This is a genomic window from Paenimyroides ummariense (assembly GCF_900115115.1).
Taxonomy (GTDB): Bacteria; Bacteroidota; Bacteroidia; order Flavobacteriales; family Flavobacteriaceae; genus Flavobacterium; species Flavobacterium ummariense.
In genome coordinates, this window is sequence record NZ_FOVI01000008.1 from 34,882 (window position 1) to 49,520 (window position 14,639).

The window sequence follows — 14,639 nt, forward strand, 5'->3', positions numbered from 1 at the left end:
ATCTTTAAAAGAAAGAAATTCTAAATGTTTAAAGAAAACCAAAAGCTGCATATTCCTGAAAATGATACTATAATCTGGAAGTATTTAGATCTTTCTAAATTTCTGGATTTATTGCTGTCTAAGCGTATGTTTATGGCTCGATCTGATAAGTTTGAGGACCAGTTTGAAGGAACTTTTAGTGAACCAACGTACGAAGAAATTAAAAAACTGTTAGCAGATAATCCGGAATATTTAGATGCTTACAAATCAAAACGAAAGAACATTGTTATAAGCAGTTGGCATGCTAATTCGTACGAAAGTTATGCTATGTGGCAGGTTTTCACAAAGAACAACGAAGGTTTGGCGATACAATCAACTATTGGTAGTTTAAAAAAAGCGTTGATTGAACCAAGAGCCGATCAGTTTATTGGCGAGGTAAATTATATCGACTATAAAAAAGAACACATTCCGTTTGATGATGATTTTTTCCCATTTCTTTTCAAACGAAAAAGTTTTCAGTACGAACACGAAGTCCGAGTAATTACCGATGTTACCCATTTAGATCTTCACGTAAACGAAGGTGTTAAGGTGTTGATTGATGTAAACGAAATGATTGAACGCTTGTATATTCATCCAAAATCAGAAAACTGGTACAAAAAATTGGTGATTGAAGTTGTTGAACGTTTAGGTTTTGAATTTTTAATTGAAAAATCTGATTTAGAAAGTGATATTTTAATTTAATTGATATGAATTTTAAAAGATTAACCCCGATACTTTACACAGAAAATATAACTGAAACCATAAAATTTTATACCGAAGTTTTGGGTTTTACTTGTGCCGAATTTAATGAAGACTGGCAATGGACTTCTTTGCATAAAAACGCAATTGAAATTATGCTATCGAAACCAAATACTCACATAAAGTTTGATAAAATTGGTTTTACAGGATCATTCTATTTTGAAGTTGAAAACGCAGAAGAATTTTGGAACATCTTAAAAAATTCTGTTGAAATTGTATATCCTTTAGAAACTTTTGAATGGGGAATGATGGAATTTGCCATTAAAGACAATAACGGTTATATTTTACAATTCGGATCGAAAATTTAAACCTTTTTTGAACGCGCTTGAACCATATTTACAAAGAAAACGGTTTGCATTTTGCGTGCTTTAAACTTCAATACTTCCTTATTAGATCCTTCAAAAAGTTCATCTAAAGTCTGCATCCAATAAAAAAGCCAAGTTCCAAAATTGTGTGCCGTTACATTGTGGTTCGTTTCGGCATCAACCTTATTATGTGCTTCAATCGGGTTTCCTTTATATTTTTGAACTCCGAAAACATGCTGTTCCCAAAAATCGGTAATCTTTTGTAGATGAGGTTCCCAATCGGTAATTATCGAATTAAAAATCGGACCAATTTCTTCATCCTTTCGTACTTTATCATAAAAAGTTCGAACCAGTTTTTCTAAATCATCCCTGCTTTCAACATCGTGTTTCATTGCGTAAATAAGTTTCTATAAATTTACAAAGTATTTAAATTAAAATGGTTTATATTTTTATAAAATAGTTATTTTTGCAAACAAATTAAACTTAAAAAAATGGCAGGTACAAGAACATTTACAATGATTAAGCCAGACGCTGTAGAAGCTGGAAGTATTGGTGGGATATTAAATATGATTGCTGAAGGTGGTTTCAGAATCGTTGCAATGAAATTAACGCAATTAACAGTTGCTGATGCTAAGAAATTTTACGAAGTTCATGCAGAGCGTCCGTTTTATGGTGAATTAGTAGAGTTCATGTCAAGAGGACCAATCGTTGCTGCTATCTTAGAAAAAGAGAACGCTGTGGAGGATTTCCGTACATTAATTGGTGCTACAAACCCAGCTGATGCTGCAGAAGGAACAATCCGTAAAAAATATGCAAAATCAATTGGTGAAAATGCAGTTCACGGTTCAGATTCTGACGAAAATGCTGAAATTGAAGCAGCTTTCCACTTTGCAGGAAGAGAGCAGTTTTAATCAACTGATACAGATATTTAAAATCCACCCGATAAAGGTGGATTTTTTTATTTTATTAAATTTAACTATATTCGTAATTCTTAAATTTTAACTTAAAACAAAAACCTTATGAAAAAAGTCGGTATTTTAATATTCATGGCAGTATTGGGTTTCACTTCTTTAACAGCCTGCTCGTCAGATGACAGCACCGCTCCGGTAGTTGAACAAGAAAAAAATCATTTATTAGGAAAATGGAATGCGACATCTACACACATGAAAATAGAAATGGATGGCGAAATTCTTATTGATAATTTAGATGAAGAAGAAGGTTCTATGTACGGAAGAACTCATCAATATGAATTTAAAGCAGATAATATTGTTGAATATTACATTTATAGCCCGGCATCTGGATCTAATGAAGCTATTGAAAGAAGAGGTACTACAACTTATGAGCGTAAAGGCAATCAATTGATTCTTAAAAATTATTTTCCAGAATCTTATACTATTTTAGTATCAGAAGAAAACAAATTGCATTTATACAGCATGTTTGAAGTAGAATCTGAAGGTAGTTATATAAAATCTGAAAGTATTGACAAATTCGAAAGAATAAAATAATTAATAAAAAATCCCGATTACTCGGGATTTTTTCATTTTCAAATTCTTTATAAAAAGTGGTATTAACCTTAAAAAAATTGTCGATTAAAACGCTGGCACCTTCTAAATTTTGTAGTTCAAACCAACGCACTAATCGTTTCTCTTCTTAGAACTTTACCTGTTGGGGTTTCTTTAAATTTTTCTACAAAAATTGTCTCTCTGGGTTTTTCAAATTTATCCAGACTTCCAAAAGCTTCGGGTAATAAAGTATAAGGTTCGTGTTCAATTACCAAAACCAACTTTTGTCCTAATTCGGCATCTTCTTTTCCAATCACGTAAAATCGGTAAGGAATATAATCAGAAAGCTTTTGTTCTATTTTTTCGGGAACCAATTTTACTCCGCCGCTGTTTACCAAATTATCATATCTGCCAATCCAAGCAAACTGAATATCGTTTGGCATTTCTACCAGATCATTTGTAACAATTAAATGATTTGAAACCAACGGAGCTTCAATTACCAAACAACCGCGTTCGTCTTGTGAAATATTGGCATGTGGTAAAACGGTAAAATAATTTTCACTAATACGCTTTGCAGCAATATGTGTAATAGTCTCGGTCATACCGTAAGTTTCGTACACATTTACCATCATTTCGTTTAAAATATCTTTTGTACGATCATTCAATTTGGCTCCGCCTACAATGAGTGTTTTACATTGTTCGATCTGCGTTATTGAATTATGTACCTGCAACGGAACCATCGCTACGAAATCGTAAATTTTATCGTTATTTCTTAAAGGTTCTTTGGTAGGATTTACAAAATCAAGCTCCAAGCCTAAAACAACTGCTCGAATAAACATCATCTTACCTGCAATATAATGTGTTGGTAAACAAAGTAATGCTTTATCTTTTGGTTGTAATTTAAAAAATTCGCCAGTTGCCAAAGCCGATGCTTCCATGGCTTCTTTACTCAGTTTTACCTCTTTAGGCTTGCCGGTTGTACCCGAAGTTGTTAAGGTTATATAATCGTAATCATCAAACCACTGCAAAATTAAATTTCCCAGATCTTTTTCGTGCGCTTCACCATCACGTATCAAGGTAATTGCCAATTCGCTGATGCTCTCTTTATTGTAAGTGTGTCCATTAAGTTTAAAATCGGGATGTATACAAAGCTTCTTTTCCATAATTAAACAGATTTAAATAATTTTTGTTTCCAATTTGCCCAATTGTACTTTTTTGAAAAAATGTATAACAAGATAGGAAAAATTATGAATACCTGTATCAATAATTCATAAATATTTGAATCGGCGGTTGTAATAAAAAGTGCATCGGTCTGGAAAACAGCGGAATCAGACGTTATCAACAATGCACCCAAAAGATTATTTGCTGCATGAAATCCCAATGCCAATTCCAAACCATCATCCATCAATGTCATAATTCCCAAAAGTAAACCGCAACCAATGTAAAAAATCATAACGGTTAAGCCCATGCTTGAAACTTCGGGGTTGCTTAAATGCATCAATCCAAAAATTACCGATGTTGCAACCAACGCCACTCCCCTATTTTTTGACAGATACGCTGTAAACTGCATAAAATATCCGCGGAAAAAATATTCTTCGAAACTAGTTTGTATCGGAATAAAAATTAATGCAATAAAAAGCAACGGCAAAAATGCTTTTAAATTAAACTGAAACTGAAAACTATCTGGATCTATAAAATATCCTACAGAAAGTACGATTAAGTTTATGCCTGCCCAAACGCCAAACGAGAAAAAAAAGCGACTCCAATCGATCTTTTCGCGAGCGGTTGTTAGCTTTGTAATAGAATATCTGTGGATAAATTTCCACCATAAAAACAATAATGCCAGAAAAAATACAAACGGAACCACAAACGTAAAAAAAGTAAAATTTTTGCCCCATTGATCTATAGAATCCTGAATCATTGTGCTTGAATCTAAATTCATTAAGCTTGATACAATAATGTTTAATGCCATAAAACCAAGAAAGCAAACTACAAACGGCAGGTATTTTAAAATGCTTGAAGAATCTCTGTTGAATTGTTCTAAATACATAAATCGCTAATTTTTATCTACGAAGTTAACTAAATTTGTAAAAGAAAATAACAGCTAAAAATGATTAAAATCTACCATAACCCAAAATGCAGCAAATCACGTGAAGGACTTAGTATACTGCAAGATTTAAACAAAGAAATCGAAATTATAAACTACATAAACAATCCGTTAACTGTTAGCGAATTAAAAAATATTATTAAACTTTTAGGCATAAAACCTATTGAATTGGTGCGTGTAAAAGAAGCTATCTGGAAAGAAAATTTCAAGGATAAAAATTTAACCGATGAGGAAATTATCGAAGCCATGGTGGCAAATCCAAAGCTAATTGAACGACCAATTGTTGTAAACGGTAACAAAGCGGTTATTGCAAGACCGATTGAAAAAATCGACGAAATCTTATAATTCACCGCATTTTTAAGACCATTTAACAATTAATTTAGAATTAATGTTTAAAGTGGTGTTACTTTTGTGGAACAAAGAAATAGAAAGTAAAAGATAATATATGAAAGCAATAAATTACGTTTATTTTACCGTTTTTGCTTTAGCCACTTCTGCTGCATATTCTCAAGAAAAAGATCAGGTTTTCGTTACCGGAACCATTGTAGAAAAAAGCAGCAATACGCCCCTTGAATACGCAAGTATTACTATTGAAAGTACTACCGATGCAAATAATATTACGGGTGATATGAGCGATGGTTCGGGTAAATTTAATATTCCTGTTACGCCAGACACCTACCAAATTCGTATTGAATATTTGGGTTACAAAACCTTTATTATTGATGCAAAAGAAATTACTTCTACACTTGATTTAGGGACGATAAAAATTGAAGGCGATGCCGAAGTTTTAGAAGGCGTTGTTATTGAAACACAGCGTGCTGCCGTTGAACTTAAGTTAGACAAACGTATTTACAACGTAGGGGACAATGCCATTGTTAAAGGTGGAAATGCCAGCGATGTGTTAGATAATATTCCGTCTGTTGAAGTAGATTCGGAAGGAAACGTAAGTTTGCGTGGAAACGAATCAGTTAAAGTTTTGATTGATGGAAAACCATCGGGAATGGCTGCTAATATTGGTGATGCGTTGAAAATGATTCCATCAGAATCTTTAGATCGTGTGGAAGTTATTACAAATCCGTCTGCACGTTACGAAGCCGAAGGCGGTGCCGGAATCATTAACATCATCCTTAAAAAAGGAAGCAATGCGGGTATCAACGGAAGTGTAACTGCAAATGTGGGCGATCCTACAAGTTACGGTGCAAATGCAACGGTTAACTACCGCGAAGATAAATTCAACTTATATTCAAGCCTTGGTTATGCTAAAAATAAAACCTTTGGAAACTCGTTAAACGAATCGCAGTATTTCGATGAAAACGGAAATACATCAAGCTTTGTTGACGAATATTCTAAAAGCACCCGCGAGCGTGAAAGCATCAACGGAAACATTGGTATCGATTATAATTTAACCGATAAATTAACGTGGACTAATAATTTAACCTACCGAAAAAGTACCGGAGATAATCCGCGAACGCTGAACTATTCTAATTACGATGCCGGCAGAAATTTATTATACAGAAATGTTCGCCAGACCGAAGAAGACGATTTTAAAGAAAGTGTAGAGTACAATACCGATTTTACTTATAAGTTCAACGAAAGCGGACATCAATTGTTTGTTTCGGGAAGTATCAACAAAAACCGCGATATCGAAGATTCGGCAATTACAACAACGAATGAGGCAAATGCTGTTTTGGCGCAAGATGTTACCAGAGCAACCGAAAACGAATTACGACATATTGCCCGCGTAGATTACGTGTTACCTTTCAATGAAAATAGTCAGTTTGAAGCCGGATATTTAGGAAATTTCAACGATTTAAATACCAAATTCAACATAAATACTTTAAACGAAGATGGCGATTTAGAGCCGAACGATTTGTTTAGAAACGATTTACAGTATAAAGAACAAGTTCACGCTTTTTACACTCAATTTGGCAATAAGTTGAACAAATTCAGCTATATGTTAGGTTTACGTTGGGAATATACCGAAATTGATGTTAACCAAATGACAACCATGGATTTCAACAAGAAAAAGTACAATAACTTTTTCCCTAGTGCTTTTATTAATTACGAATTCAGCGACACCGAAAACGTTACGGCAAGTTACAGCCGACGTGTACGCAGACCTCGCGGACGTATGTTGAATCCAATTTCAAATTATTCAAGTTCGATCAATTTCTTCATGGGTAACCCAGATTTAGATCCTTCGTTCACAAATGCAATCGATTTAGGATACATGAAACGAATTGGTCGTCTTACATTAAACACCTCGTTATATTTCAACCATACTACCGATGCTACGCAGTTTGTACGCAGAGTTGATGGTGTAAACGAAGAAGGAATTCCTATAACTATCAGCGGGCCAATTAATTTAGCTACCGAATACCGTTATGGTTTAGAATTGAACGCCAATTACAGTCCGTTGCGTTGGTGGCGTATTAATGCCAACGCCAACTTGTTCCAGGTTTCAACACGCGGCGATTATTCGTATGTTGATTTTGAAGGAACTACACAAACTCAGAATTTCGATAATGATGCCTTTACATGGAACGGTAGAATTAACTCTACCATTACCTTACCTGCAAAAATTAACTGGCAAGCAAATTTTATGTACAGCGGCGGACAAAAAACGGCACAAGGTAAAATTTTAGGTGTAGGATCATTAAATACGGCATTAAGCAAAGATGTTTTAAAAGATAAAGGTACAATTGCCTTAAACGTTCAGGATGTATTTAATTCGAGAAAACGTATTATGGAAACCAATATTGCACAAGTAAATTCTTATGCCGAAATGCAATGGAGAGAACGTACTATAAACTTATCGTTTACGTACCGTTTTAACCAAACCAAAACAGACCGACAAAAAGATCAAAAAAGACAATCGTCGTCTGAAGATATGGATGAAATGATGTAAAATCTAAAGTATTATAAAAAGAGTCTGAAGGAAAAAAATCTTCAGGCTTTTTTGTTCAATCATTAAATTAAGACCCAACATTTTGAATTCAACATTAAAAGGAATATTGTTTGTAGCCTTGGGAGCCAGCAGTTACGGTATGCTGGCATCGTTTGTAAAAATGGCTTACAAACAAGGCTTTACAACTGCCGAAGTTACCATATCGCAATACGTTTTTGCGATTATTTGTCTGCTTGTAATAAATTTCTTCATTAAAAACACACAAACCGCAACCAAGAAAAACATTTTTAAATTGGTGTTAAGCGGTACGTCAATGGGATTTACAAGTGTTTTGTATTACCTGTGCGTAAAATACATTAACGCATCAATCGCGGTGGTTTTATTAATGCAGTCGGTTTGGATCGGAGTTTTAATTGAAGCTTTTATCAGTAGAAAAGTTCCATCATTTGCAAAAATAATAGCTGTTGTGTTTGTTTTATTTGGTACAGCTTTGGCAACCAGTATTTTTGGCAGCGAAATTAAGTTTGATTTCAAGGGATTTTTGTTTGGATTTCTTGCAGCAGTATCTTTTTCTATAACCTTATATAGTACCAACAGCGTTGCAAAAGAGTTGAATGCTTTTAAACGCAGTTTGTTTATGCTTTTTGGCGGAGGAACCATTGTATTGATTTTTAGTTTGCTAACGCAATTACTACCAACCTATTTTGATTTACACTTGATTAACGAAGAGTTTATTTCGATAAAAACATTTGATGCTTCCATTTTATATACCTGGGGAATTTTACTTTCGGTTTTCGGAACAGTCTTACCGCCTATCTTGTTAAACAAAGGATTTCCTTTAACGGGTGTTGGTTTGGGTAGTATTGTTTCGGCAGTTGAACTTCCTGTTTCGGTAACATTTGCATTCATCTTTTTGCAGGAACAAGTTCTGTTTTCACAATGGGTCGGAATTATAATAATTCTAGGCGCAGTGTTATTAATCAATTGGAATTTAATATCAAAAAAGTAAAAGCCTACTTAAATAATATCAAACTAAAATCCATCAATTCCAATTTTGATGGATTTTTTTATTGCATAAAACTTAAATTTTATTTATATTTGAATTAACAAAATTAAACTATATTTTAATTTTATTCAAATGAAAGCAAAATTACCGACTCAATGCCCTAGTTGCGAAACCTTATTAAGTGTAACGCAATTAACCTGCGAAAGTTGTCAAACGGTGGTTCAAGGAAATTATCCTTTGCCAATATTCCTTCAACTGTCACCCAAAGAACAGGAATTTATCTTGCAGTTTTTTTTAACAAGCGGCAGTTTAAAAGAAATGGCAGCACAGTTGGGAATAAGCTACCCAACGGTTCGCAACCAGTTAGACGATATGATTCAACACATTAAAGACCTTAATATTTAACTATGAAGAAACTATTAAACCCAATTGAATTTTATAATGATAGAAAACTATTAATTGCAAATTTGATCATATTTTTGGTTGGTACGACTTCAGCAGTCTTTTTACAAACAACATTTGAATCTCCAATTGATATGCATTTTTCTGATAAAATAGAATTAAAATTAACTATTCTAGGGAATTTCATATCTACTCTTAGCTTGTTTTTAGCTTTTTTTTTAGCTGGAAGAATAATAAATAAAAAAACTCGGGTAATTGATTGTCTAAACTTGAGTATGTATTTTAGAATACCGTACTACATTTTAGCTTTTATAAATATTTCGCATTTTTTAAGTGATGAAAAAACAATTCTAAATATTGAAAAAAATTATGTTTTTTCTGAAAATCAACTAATCGAAATGGTTTTGGTATATTCAATGATCTTATTTTTCATTGGTTTTTTAATTATTCAAGGTATCATAATCTATCGAAGTTTTAAGACCATTGCCAACGCAAAGAAAACAACTGATTATTTAATATTGGTATTAATTATTCTAGCATTCATTATTATATCAACTTTAATTATTAGAAATTTGTAATCAAACATATTATGAGAAACTTTATTTTACTTATTACATTATTATTCAGCTTTACTTCAATTGCTCAAATCGAAGGAACATGGAACGGAAACATTGAAATTCCAAATCAAAAATTACCATTTGTAATTCACATCAGTAAAGCTAACAACCAATTGAAAGTTATGGGTGAAAGCCCTATGCAAACCGATGAAAAATTTCCACTTGAAAAAATCACGTTTCAAAACGATACTTTAAAAATCTCCGATTCAAAATTAGGAATGAATTATGTTGGTGTTTTAAAGAATCCGAAACAAATTGAAGGAAAATTTAGTCAACGCGGCATGTCATTTCCTTTAAATTTAGAAAAAGGTGAATTCAAGCTAAATCGTCCGCAAGAACCTCAACCACCATTTAGCTATAAAACAGAAGATGTTACTTTTGAAAACAAAGAAGCAAAAATTAAATTAGCAGGAACATTGACTATGCCAAATGGCAAAGGTAAATTTCCTGCCATTGTCTTGGTTGCAGGCAGCGGAACTAATGATAGAAATGAAGAACTTTTCGGGCACAAACCGTTCATGGTTATTGCCGATCACCTAACTAAAAATGGTTATGCTGTTTTACGATATGATAAACGTGGTGTAGCATCATCAGAAGGTAATTTTGCTAAAGCAACCGTATTTGATTTTGCAAGCGATGCCAAAGCAGCTATTAAATATCTTAAAACAGTAAAAGAAATTGATTCTAAAAAAATTGGTGTTTTAGGTCATAGCGAAGGTGGATCGGTTGCACAAATTATAGCTTCTGAAGATTCTTCTGTAAATTTTATCATTTTAATGGCATCTCTTGGAATTAAAGGAAGCGATGGATTGGTCTTACAAAATGATGCTTTTGCAAAGGCAATGGGGCTTCCTGAACTTACTCGTGCTTTAAATAAAAAGTTAAACGAGAAAACGTATGAAATCATTATGAGAAATGATTCAAAAGAAAAAGCCAATAAAGAACTAAAAGAATATTATAAAACAACTGTTCATTATAAAAACGCAACCGATGAAGAGTTGGATGAAAGAATTAAAGGTTTGTACTCTGAACATATTCGCCAATTATTATTATTTGATCCAATAGACTATTTGCCAAAGATAAATTGTGAAGTATTAGCAATAAATGGTACAAAAGATTTACAAGTTACTAGTGTTGAAAATTTGGCTGGAATCGCAAAAGGTTTGGGTTCAAAAGGAAAACTACAAATTATTTCGTACGATGGTTTAAATCATTTATTTCAGCCAGCTACAACAGGTTTAGATAGCGAATATGGAGAAATTGAAACCACTATTGAACCTAAAGTTTTAGAAGATATTACCAAGTGGTTAAATGAAAAAGTAAAATAACATGAAACCTCTATTTATAGAAAAACAACGCTTTAACCAATGGTGGTTGTGGCTTTTGTTAATGATAAGCTTAGCAGTGCCAGTACTGTTACTTTTTAAAGAAGCAACCATAAAATCAGGTGGTTTTTCAGGTATAATAATAATCGTTTTAGTCATTATACTTTTTGTAATAATGCAACTAAAAACTACAATTACACAACAAAACATTCAATTAACGTACTTCCCGTTTGTATGGAAAACAATAAAGTTGTCTGATATCGACACAATGAAAGTAATTAATTACGGATTTGTTGGCGGCTGGGGAATTCGATTATGGACAAAATATGGAACGGTTTACAATGTTCGTGGAAACAAAGGTTTACACATAAGGCTTAAAAATGGAAAACAACTGGTAATTGGTACACAAAAACCACAAGAATTAGAAAATGTAGTAGCACAATTAAACAGTAAATAATGTACGCAGGTTTCGTCATTGCTTTTATTCTTTGCTTTTTTACAAGTCTTTTAAACAAAGAAAACGCAGGCAGTTTACTTTCTGGTTACAATACTATGAGCGATGAACGAAAAAAGAAGGTAGATTTTAAAGGAATTGTAAAAATTTACAAAATTGTTTTTTACAGCATTTCCGCTTATCTGGTTTTTGTTAGTTTAATAAATCTGTTCATAGACAACTTAAAATTCATCTTCATTGCCATGACATTAGGATTAAGCTGGGGATTTATTCCATTATTCTTTTTAGGATCAACTTACGATAAAAACGTTTACAAACCTTGGGAACTATGGTTTCAACGCTTTATGGTTGCTTTTCTGTTCTTAGGCGGATTATTTGTCACTTACCTTATTTACACAACACCTTTAAACGAATTAACATCTAATAACTTATGATAAATACTATTTTAGAATACTGCAACCAAATGCTGCTTTGCGTGGGTATTGTTTTTATACTTGCCGGTGTAATGATGTATGCTTATCCGCCTAAAAAAATCAATGGTTTGTATGGATACCGAACCCAAACATCAATGCAAAGTCAGCAAAAATGGGATTTCGCTCAAACATACAGCGCTAAAATAATGATGCTTACAGGATTGATCTTTACATTGATCGCTCCATCAAAAGGATTGTTTAAAACTAATGACAGTATAGATTTAGCAATTGGTATGTTTTGTATGATTGTTGGCAGTATTTTAATGATTGTGGTGGTTGAAAAGGCTTTAAGAAAGATTGAATAAGTGAATTCTTTTTCATGTTTGTAAACATTTTATAGATTCCTATGGAATGACAAACATATTTATAAACCTCATCAAGCTTCTTATTCACGAACGAGATGCTTCTAAATATACAATGAGAAGCTTCCTGTTTGGCAACGAAAAGCTTCTCGTTTTTTATTAAACAATCAACAACCCAAAATCGCGCAGTTGTTCACCTTGTTTTGAAAAGATAAAAGGTTCAAAATCTTCGTTGGTTTGTGCTTCAAAACTGGTTTTCATTTGCTGGAAAGAAAGTGTTCCTTTTGGGCTTATCTTTAAATCGTTATAAAACTGTACAAACCACTCGCCTACTTCTTTATCAACATCAATTTGCAGTAAATCGTTTTTAGAGTGAACACTGATACGAGCTTTTTCGAACGTTCTGCCTTTTTTAGATTTGGTAAAATGTTCCAACACGGGTTTTGTTCCCAACCAAACTACTTTTTGAGTCGATTTAAATGTAGGAAAACCTTCACTTTCTAAAACCGATACAATATAATCATGCGGAATTTTTGTACGCGGAATTTTAAAATCGAACCATTCTTGCAGTTCAAAATCAAAACACAAACCGTGCATATAATTAAAGAGAGATTTTTTTAATCCGAAAGAAAACTTGTCGTGAACCGCACCTGATTTTTCTTTATGAACCAAATCATTATTTGCAAACGTTCCTATTTCTTTTGATAGATTGATCACATCAAACGCTTCAGGTTCCAATCCAACGGGGCTGTGAGCCGTCATTGCAAATTGATGCCAAAAGCCCGATTGCATGATTCCGACCTCAAACATTTGTCGAACCATTTCTAGCGAATCTATCGTTTCTTGAGCCGTTTGCGTAGGAAAACCGTACATTAAATACGCATGCACCATGATTCCTGCTTCGGTAAAGTTTCTATTCACTCGCGCCACTTGTTCAACTGTAACGCCTTTATCAATCAATTGTAACAATCTGTCTGATGCTACTTCTAATCCGCCCGAAACCGCAATACAACCCGATGCTTTTAATAATCGACATAAATCTAAGGTAAAATTCTTCTCAAAACGAATATTCGTCCACCACGAAACGGTTAACTTGCGTTTAATGATTTCTATAGCCACTTCGCGCATCAGTGCCGGCGGTGCTGCTTCATCAACAAAATGGAAACCGCTATTGCCCGTTGTGGCAATTAATTGTTCCATTCGGTCAACAATTTCTTTGGCAGCAATAGGTTCGTAAATCTTTATATAATCTAACGAAATATCGCAAAAGGTACATTTCCCCCAATAACAGCCGTGCGCCATGGTTAATTTGTTCCAACGACCATCACTCCACAAACGATGCATTGGGTTTACCACTTCGATCACCGAAATATATTGCGATAAATCAATATCGGTATAATCGGGACAACCAACCTGGCTTTGTTTGTAATCTTTTATTAACGGATTGTTTATGTACGATACTTCATCATCTTGCAACAAAAAAGTACGTTTTAATTCGTTTGCCAAAATTTCTCCGTTTACAAAACGAATCAGTTGTTCGGTTGGAGCTTCACCATCGTCTAAATTAATAAAATCGAAGAACTGAAAAACTCGAACATCAGACACAGAACGCAATTCGGTATTTGGAAAACCACCGCCCATGACAATTTTTATCTGCGGATAATTTTGTTTGATGAACTGCGCACAACGAAACGCACTGTACAGATTTCCCGGAAAAGGAACTGAGAACCCTACAATTTTAGGATTTGTTTTTTCTATTAAATTATGCAGACTTTTAAGGGTGATTTGGTCGATATAGGTTGGTTCGCTGTGTAACTTTTCGTATAATTCATCAAACGAATTGGCAGATCTTCCCAAACGTTCGGCATAACGACTGAAACCGAAATTTTCATCAACGGTTTCAATGATAAAATCCGATAAATCTTCTAAATACAACGTTGCAAAATGCTTGGCTTTGTCTTGAAAACCCATAGATCCAAAAGCCCAATCCAATTCATCTAACTGCGAAAATCGACTAGCTTGTGGCAAAAAATCGTCTTGAACAATAGCATTTGCCAATGTTGGATTTTTCCCTTGAAGAAACGAAATAACCGAATCTACCGTATGAATATAATCATCTTTTAAAGCAAAAATCCGTTGGGAATTCTCGCCTAAAACTGGATTGGATCGATCAATAAAATCAAACAAATCAATTAATCCCTGCTTGGAAAACAACTTCAAAATAACCTCTATTCCCAAATCGGACTGATAGGAAGAAATGTTCTTTGTATTTAAAAAGCCTTTAAGGTAAACCGTGCCCGGATAAGGCGTGTTCAGTTGCGTAAAAGGCGGTGTAACTAATAAAATCTGTGTTTCCAAACAATGAAAAATTTAGGCAAAAGTACGATTTAGTTGTCGGTTTTACGATAAGATTTTCGTTTAATGTAGCGCACTAATTTTACCAATAATTTATAGTTTATAT

At 33.6% G+C, this 14,639-nt stretch carries 17 protein-coding genes; 13 read left to right on the forward strand and 4 right to left on the reverse strand.

Annotated elements, in window-relative coordinates; translation table 11 throughout:
* The first annotated feature begins 24 nt into the window (after positions 1 to 24).
* Positions 25 to 720 carry a hypothetical protein gene (locus tag BM253_RS07475; protein WP_091521667.1) on the forward strand — a complete coding sequence of 232 codons (696 nt, stop codon included), beginning with the start codon at positions 25 to 27 and terminating at the stop codon, positions 718 to 720.
* A gap of 5 nt (positions 721 to 725) precedes the next feature.
* Positions 726 to 1,085, forward strand: a complete 360-nt coding sequence (locus BM253_RS07480; protein WP_177205746.1) for a VOC family protein — start codon at positions 726 to 728, stop codon at positions 1,083 to 1,085.
* On the opposite strand, the gene BM253_RS07485 is transcribed toward BM253_RS07480, so the two are convergent.
* Positions 1,082 to 1,474, reverse strand: a complete 393-nt coding sequence (locus BM253_RS07485) for a group III truncated hemoglobin (RefSeq protein WP_091521673.1) — start codon at positions 1,472 to 1,474, stop codon at positions 1,082 to 1,084. The two genes, BM253_RS07480 and BM253_RS07485, sit on opposite strands and share 4 nt — an antisense overlap.
* A 99-nt stretch (positions 1,475 to 1,573) precedes the next feature.
* Between BM253_RS07485 and BM253_RS07490 the strand changes: the two genes are divergently transcribed.
* A complete protein-coding gene (locus BM253_RS07490) occupies positions 1,574 to 1,993 on the forward strand; it encodes a nucleoside-diphosphate kinase (RefSeq protein ID WP_091521677.1) in 420 nt (139 codons plus the stop codon).
* 108 nt (positions 1,994 to 2,101) lie between these two features.
* Positions 2,102 to 2,587, forward strand: a complete 486-nt coding sequence (locus BM253_RS07495) for a lipocalin family protein (RefSeq protein WP_091521679.1) — start codon at positions 2,102 to 2,104, stop codon at positions 2,585 to 2,587.
* A gap of 116 nt (positions 2,588 to 2,703) precedes the next feature.
* Here the strand turns inward: BM253_RS07495 and BM253_RS07500 are convergent, their stop codons facing one another.
* Positions 2,704 to 3,747, reverse strand: a complete 1,044-nt coding sequence (locus tag BM253_RS07500; protein ID WP_091521682.1) for an AMP-binding protein — start codon at positions 3,745 to 3,747, stop codon at positions 2,704 to 2,706.
* 2 nt (positions 3,748 to 3,749) lie between these two features.
* Positions 3,750 to 4,634 (reverse strand): CPBP family intramembrane glutamic endopeptidase, encoded by an 885-nt coding sequence (locus BM253_RS07505; RefSeq protein ID WP_091521686.1) that lies wholly within the window; start codon positions 4,632 to 4,634, stop codon positions 3,750 to 3,752.
* Between the two features lie 60 nt (positions 4,635 to 4,694).
* Between BM253_RS07505 and arsC the strand changes: the two genes are divergently transcribed.
* The 9 genes from arsC (at position 4,695) to BM253_RS07550 (ending at position 12,181) form a co-directional block, all read left to right on the forward strand.
* Complete coding sequence (gene arsC / locus BM253_RS07510) at positions 4,695 to 5,036, forward strand: arsenate reductase (glutaredoxin) (RefSeq protein ID WP_091521689.1); 342 nt, start codon at positions 4,695 to 4,697, stop codon at positions 5,034 to 5,036.
* Between the two features lie 100 nt (positions 5,037 to 5,136).
* On the forward strand, positions 5,137 to 7,599 hold the full coding sequence (locus tag BM253_RS07515; RefSeq protein WP_091521691.1) for a TonB-dependent receptor: 2,463 nt from the start codon (positions 5,137 to 5,139) through the stop codon (positions 7,597 to 7,599).
* An 82-nt stretch (positions 7,600 to 7,681) separates the two neighbouring features.
* Positions 7,682 to 8,608, forward strand: a complete 927-nt coding sequence (locus BM253_RS07520; protein WP_397334406.1) for an EamA family transporter — start codon at positions 7,682 to 7,684, stop codon at positions 8,606 to 8,608.
* Between the two features lie 129 nt (positions 8,609 to 8,737).
* Positions 8,738 to 9,010, forward strand: coding sequence for a DUF2089 family protein (locus BM253_RS07525; RefSeq protein WP_091521699.1), 273 nt, complete (start codon positions 8,738 to 8,740; stop codon positions 9,008 to 9,010).
* Between the two features lie 2 nt (positions 9,011 to 9,012).
* Entirely contained in the window at positions 9,013 to 9,585 is a 573-nt protein-coding gene (locus BM253_RS07530; protein WP_091521701.1) for a YIP1 family protein, read from the forward strand.
* A gap of 11 nt (positions 9,586 to 9,596) precedes the next feature.
* Positions 9,597 to 10,952, forward strand: a complete 1,356-nt coding sequence (locus BM253_RS07535; protein ID WP_091521705.1) for an alpha/beta hydrolase family protein — start codon at positions 9,597 to 9,599, stop codon at positions 10,950 to 10,952.
* Between the two features lies 1 nt (position 10,953).
* Entirely contained in the window at positions 10,954 to 11,406 is a 453-nt protein-coding gene (locus tag BM253_RS07540) for a hypothetical protein (RefSeq protein ID WP_091521708.1), read from the forward strand.
* Positions 11,406 to 11,837, forward strand: coding sequence for a DUF3784 domain-containing protein (locus BM253_RS07545; RefSeq protein WP_091521711.1), 432 nt, complete (start codon positions 11,406 to 11,408; stop codon positions 11,835 to 11,837). Before BM253_RS07540 ends, BM253_RS07545 begins: the two co-directional genes overlap by 1 nt.
* Positions 11,834 to 12,181 carry an SdpI family protein gene (locus BM253_RS07550; protein ID WP_091521714.1) on the forward strand — a complete coding sequence of 116 codons (348 nt, stop codon included), beginning with the start codon at positions 11,834 to 11,836 and terminating at the stop codon, positions 12,179 to 12,181. The genes BM253_RS07545 and BM253_RS07550 overlap by 4 nt, the downstream gene beginning before the upstream one ends.
* A gap of 156 nt (positions 12,182 to 12,337) precedes the next feature.
* Here BM253_RS07550 and BM253_RS07555 read toward each other — a convergent pair whose 3' ends face one another.
* Positions 12,338 to 14,536, reverse strand: coding sequence for a B12-binding domain-containing radical SAM protein (locus BM253_RS07555; RefSeq protein WP_091521717.1), 2,199 nt, complete (start codon positions 14,534 to 14,536; stop codon positions 12,338 to 12,340).
* Positions 14,537 to 14,639 lie beyond the last annotated feature (103 nt).

What these genes read in the sequence shown, in the direction of transcription:
- BM253_RS07475 (WP_091521667.1), top strand. Translation starts at nt 25, where the DNA reads ATGTTTAAAGAAAACCAAAAGCTGCATATTCCTGAAAATGATACTATA.
- BM253_RS07480 (WP_177205746.1), top strand. Translation starts at nt 726, where the DNA reads ATGAATTTTAAAAGATTAACCCCGATACTTTACACAGAAAATATAACT.
- BM253_RS07485 (WP_091521673.1), bottom strand. Translation starts at nt 1,474, where the DNA reads ATGAAACACGATGTTGAAAGCAGGGATGATTTAGAAAAACTGGTTCGA.
- BM253_RS07490 (WP_091521677.1), top strand. Translation starts at nt 1,574, where the DNA reads ATGGCAGGTACAAGAACATTTACAATGATTAAGCCAGACGCTGTAGAA.
- BM253_RS07495 (WP_091521679.1), top strand. Translation starts at nt 2,102, where the DNA reads ATGAAAAAAGTCGGTATTTTAATATTCATGGCAGTATTGGGTTTCACT.
- BM253_RS07500 (WP_091521682.1), bottom strand. Translation starts at nt 3,747, where the DNA reads ATGGAAAAGAAGCTTTGTATACATCCCGATTTTAAACTTAATGGACAC.
- BM253_RS07505 (WP_091521686.1), bottom strand. Translation starts at nt 4,634, where the DNA reads ATGTATTTAGAACAATTCAACAGAGATTCTTCAAGCATTTTAAAATAC.
- arsC (WP_091521689.1), top strand. Translation starts at nt 4,695, where the DNA reads ATGATTAAAATCTACCATAACCCAAAATGCAGCAAATCACGTGAAGGA.
- BM253_RS07515 (WP_091521691.1), top strand. Translation starts at nt 5,137, where the DNA reads ATGAAAGCAATAAATTACGTTTATTTTACCGTTTTTGCTTTAGCCACT.
- BM253_RS07525 (WP_091521699.1), top strand. Translation starts at nt 8,738, where the DNA reads ATGAAAGCAAAATTACCGACTCAATGCCCTAGTTGCGAAACCTTATTA.
- BM253_RS07530 (WP_091521701.1), top strand. Translation starts at nt 9,013, where the DNA reads ATGAAGAAACTATTAAACCCAATTGAATTTTATAATGATAGAAAACTA.
- BM253_RS07535 (WP_091521705.1), top strand. Translation starts at nt 9,597, where the DNA reads ATGAGAAACTTTATTTTACTTATTACATTATTATTCAGCTTTACTTCA.
- BM253_RS07540 (WP_091521708.1), top strand. Translation starts at nt 10,954, where the DNA reads ATGAAACCTCTATTTATAGAAAAACAACGCTTTAACCAATGGTGGTTG.
- BM253_RS07545 (WP_091521711.1), top strand. Translation starts at nt 11,406, where the DNA reads ATGTACGCAGGTTTCGTCATTGCTTTTATTCTTTGCTTTTTTACAAGT.
- BM253_RS07550 (WP_091521714.1), top strand. Translation starts at nt 11,834, where the DNA reads ATGATAAATACTATTTTAGAATACTGCAACCAAATGCTGCTTTGCGTG.